The following is a 3,973-nucleotide window of genomic DNA, read 5'->3' on the forward strand; positions in this document are numbered from 1 at the left end:
GAGCGTGGTCGAGTCGGTGCGCATGTAGGTGATGTAGCCGTTTTCGTAGAGCCGCTGCGCGATGCTCATCGTCCGTTCGGCGGAGAACCGCAGCTTACGACCGGCTTCCTGCTGCAGCGTCGAGGTCATGAACGGCGGATAGGGACGGCGGGTGTAGGGCTTTTCCTCCACCGACGCCACCGCAAGCTGCGCGCCCTGCAACCCCGCGGCCAGCGTGCCGGCGCCGGTCTCGTCGAGCACGACCACTTCACCGGGCTTGCGGACGGTCCCCAGCGAGTCGAAATCGCGTCCGGTAGCCACCCGCAGATCGTCGACGGCCACCAGTCGCGCGGTGAACGTGGGCGGTTGCGACGCCGGGTCGGACACGCCGGCGTCCAGCTCGGCGATCACGTCCCAGTAGGACGCGCTGCGGAACGCCATCCGTTCCCGCTCGCGCTGCACGATGATGCGGGTCGCCACCGACTGCACCCGTCCCGCCGACAGCTTCGGCGCGACCTTTTTCCACAGCACCGGGCTGACCTCGTAGCCATACAGCCGGTCCAGGATACGCCGGGTCTCTTGCGCGTCGACCAGGTCGTCATCCAGGTCGCGGGGATGTTCGGCGGCGTTGCGGATCGCCGGCTCGGTGATCTCGTGGAAGACCATCCGCCTGACCGGCACGCGCGGCTTCAGGGTTTCCAGCAGGTGCCAGGCGATGGCTTCGCCCTCCCGGTCGCCGTCGGTGGCCAGGTAGAGTTCGTCGACGTCATTGAGCAGGCTCTTGAGCTGGGTGACGGTGCTCTTCTTCTCCGGGCTGACGATGTAGAGCGGTTCGAAGTCGGCGTCGACATTGACCCCGAGCCGCGCCCACGGCTCGCTCTTGTACTTTGCCGGGACATCCGCGGCACTGCTCGGCAGATCGCGGATATGCCCTCGCGACGACTCGACAATGTAGCCCCGACCCAGGTAACCGGCTATTTTGCGTGCCTTGGTGGGCGACTCGACAATGACGAGTCGCCGCACTGACGTGTTTCCGTCGTCACGGGCCGGGTCAGCCAACTGCGCTTACGCTCCACTTCCGTACGTACCTGCCGATGGGCACCTGACAATCTCGCATCCACGGGTGGGCCGATGCAAACCGACACCCGGCAATGAGCTGGTGATGAGCCGTTCTACGGATCGTCACGATTCTTTCCAGGGCTCGGTAGGGCCGGCTCGGCGCGCGGCCACTGCGCCAACGCCTGCACGTCGTCGGGTGGTTCCCCCACGTTCTCTACCAGGCGCGACAGCCTGCGACGGCCGCTGATGCGCAGTGCGGGCCGGCTGCCGCGGGTGCCGATCAAAGTCGGCGCGATCCCGGCCCTCATCAGTGCCGACGCGAGCGGGGAATAGGTGTCCGGAGCGTGCGGATCCAGACCCAGCAGATACCGGTCGGCCTCCGGGCTGCCCGCCGCCAGTGTCCAGGCCCGCAGCTCGCGCGGCCCGGGCAACCACCGCGGAGGCACCGTTTTGACGGCTCCACGCGTCCACTGCGCGGCAATGGCGCGCAGCCGCGGGTCTACCCCGGTGCGCACCAGCGGGGTGTTCTCCTCGGTGCGGGTGATCTCCGGCTGCAGGCCGGCATCGTCGATCAATTCGGCCAGCGCGGACGCCCGCCACAGCTGGTCCACGACGACCGAGAGCCGAGCCCCGTCACCGACGACGGCGATCTGGCCCGTCGCCGCCAGCACGCCGACGAGGTCGGCGACCCCCGGGGGCACCGACTCTGCCGAGAAGAACGACAGTTGGCTCACGCCATCGACAGTAAGCCAGGCCCGTAACGCCCCTGCCCGGTTGACGGACCAGCGAGACGGAAACCCCGGGTGCAACCCTGCCGGCAGGACTTGCCCGGGGCCCCGTCAGAGCGTCAGACGCGGTCGCTCAGATGGAGCGAACGCCGGTGGCCTGCGGCCCCTTGGGGCTCTGGCCGACTTCGAACTCGACTCGCTGGTTCTCCTCAAGGGTGCGAAAGCCGCTCCCCTGGATCTCCGTGTAGTGGACAAACACGTCAGCCGACCCGTCCTCGGGCGCGATGAAGCCAAAGCCCTTCTCCGCGTTAAACCACTTCACAGTTCCCTGTGGCATTTGTCGATCTTTCCTAACTCTTCTTGCCCGGTGCGGTGCACCGTCGGTCGGGACGCCGACCTTCGGTGTCCCGGGCCCGTCGCGACCGCCGTACCGTTGTGGCGGCGTCGGTGTCCCCACCGACGCACCTCTCGCAGGAACTGCGGTCGCAACGAAAGTTCCTGCGAAAGTTTGACACGAACACAGAAGCTAAGGCCGCCCATCAGTCAATCACGTTCGTCGCCTCGGCAACAGTATCGGGTGTGCGAACCGGGGATCGGCGGGTGAACAACGCCGCTGCAAACTCCTGTGACAACCGTTAGGGACAGCATTAATGACGACGAGTTTCGGCCGGGAGCTGCTGGCTGCCGCCCTGGCCGGCACCCAGCCCGGTGAACACCCGCTGCGCCACGTCGCCGACCTTCCGGCGGCGCGGGGCGAGCCGGACCACTGGCCCACCTGGGCCGGGCCCGACGTGGTGGCCGCGTTCACCGATCGCGGCATCGTCGCCCCGTGGCCGCACCAGCTCGCCGCCGCCGACCTGGCGCACGCCGGTCGTCACGTGGTGATCAGCACCGGAACGGCGTCGGGAAAATCGCTGGCCTACCAGCTCCCGGCGCTCAACACGCTGGCGAGGAATCCACGTGCGACGGTGCTGTATCTCGCGCCGACGAAAGCCCTGGGCCGCGACCAGTTGCGGACGGCGCATGCGCTGACCACCGCGATCGACCGGCTGGGCACTGTGACGCCCGTGGCACCGACCGCCTACGACGGGGACAGCCCCGCCGAGCTTCGCCGCTTCGCCAGGCAACGGTCCCGCTGGGTGTTCTCCAACCCGGACACGATCCACCTGTCGATGTTGCGCAACCATGCCCGCTGGGCGGTCTTCCTGCGTGGCCTGTGTTTCGTCGTCGTCGACGAGTGTCACTACTACCGGGGCATTTTCGGCTCGAATGTGGCAATCGTGCTGCGCCGGCTGCTGCGACTGTGCGCGCGCTACTCGGCCGGCCCGTCGGCAGCGGCCACCCTGGCGCCCGGCGCGCCTGCCTTACCCACCGTGATCTTCGCCAGTGCGACCACGGCGGCACCGGGCGCCAGCGCGGCGGCTCTGATCGGTCAGCCGGTCGCCGAGGTCACCGAGGACCGCTCCCCGCACGGGGCGCGCACGGTGGCGCTGTGGGAACCCGCGCTGCGCACCGACCTGACCGGTGAGAACGGCGCCCCGGTGCGGCGGTCCGCCGGCGCCGAGGCGGCCCGGGTGATGGCCGACCTGGTCGCCGAGGGCGCGCGGACGCTGACCTTCGTCCGGTCCCGCCGTGGCGCCGAGGTGACCGCGCTGGCGGCACGGTCGCGGCTGGAGATCATCGCCCCGCACCTGGCCGGCAAGGTCGCCTCCTACCGGGCGGGTTACCTCGCCGAGGATCGCCGGGCACTGGAGCGCGCGCTCGCCGACGGTGAACTCTGCGGCTTGGCCACCACCAACGCGCTGGAGTTGGGTGTCGACATCGCCGGGCTGGACGCGGTGGTGATCGCCGGCTTTCCCGGGACGGTCACCTCGTTCTGGCAGCAGGCCGGCCGGTCCGGCCGGCGCGGGCAGGCGGCGTTGATCGTGCTGGTCGCCCGAGACGACCCGTTGGACACCTACCTGGTCCATCACCCCGCGGCGCTGTTGGACAAGCCGGTCGAGAAAGTGGTGATCGACCCGGCCAACCCCTATGTGCTCAGGCCCCAGCTGCTGTGTGCGGCGACTGAACTGCCCCTCACCGACGTCGAAATCGCCAGCCTAGGCGCCGAGCAGGTGGCAGCGATGCTGGTCGACGACGGTCTGCTGCGGCGGCGGTCCGGCAGATACTTTCCGGCACCCAGCATCGACGCGGTAGACCCGCACCCG

At 69.0% G+C, this 3,973-nt stretch carries 4 protein-coding genes; 1 reads left to right on the forward strand and 3 read right to left on the reverse strand.

Features of this window, described 5'->3' with window-relative positions:
- From topA to AC2VON_RS02290, 3 genes are all read right to left on the reverse strand, one after another.
- Nucleotides 1–1,038: type I DNA topoisomerase (topA, locus tag AC2VON_RS02280; RefSeq protein ID WP_486951484.1), on the reverse strand; the 1,038-nt coding region annotated here is incomplete at its 3' end.
- Between the two features lie 113 nt (nucleotides 1,039–1,151).
- Nucleotides 1,152–1,772 (reverse strand): hypothetical protein, encoded by a 621-nt coding sequence (locus AC2VON_RS02285; protein ID WP_486951485.1) that lies wholly within the window; start codon nucleotides 1,770–1,772, stop codon nucleotides 1,152–1,154.
- Nucleotides 1,773–1,899: 127 nt separating this feature from the next.
- Nucleotides 1,900–2,103 carry a cold-shock protein gene (locus AC2VON_RS02290; RefSeq protein WP_003925183.1) on the reverse strand — a complete coding sequence of 68 codons (204 nt, stop codon included), beginning with the start codon at nucleotides 2,101–2,103 and terminating at the stop codon, nucleotides 1,900–1,902.
- A gap of 313 nt (nucleotides 2,104–2,416) precedes the next feature.
- On the opposite strand from AC2VON_RS02290, the gene AC2VON_RS02295 reads away from it, so the two are divergent.
- A partial coding sequence (locus AC2VON_RS02295) for a DEAD/DEAH box helicase (protein ID WP_486951486.1) occupies nucleotides 2,417–3,973 on the forward strand: 1,557 nt, incomplete at its 3' end.

Source organism: Mycobacterium sp. TH-M82 (assembly GCF_057473605.1).

What these genes read in the sequence shown, in the direction of transcription:
- AC2VON_RS02290 (WP_003925183.1), bottom strand. Translation starts at nt 2,103, where the DNA reads ATGCCACAGGGAACTGTGAAGTGGTTTAACGCGGAGAAGGGCTTTGGC.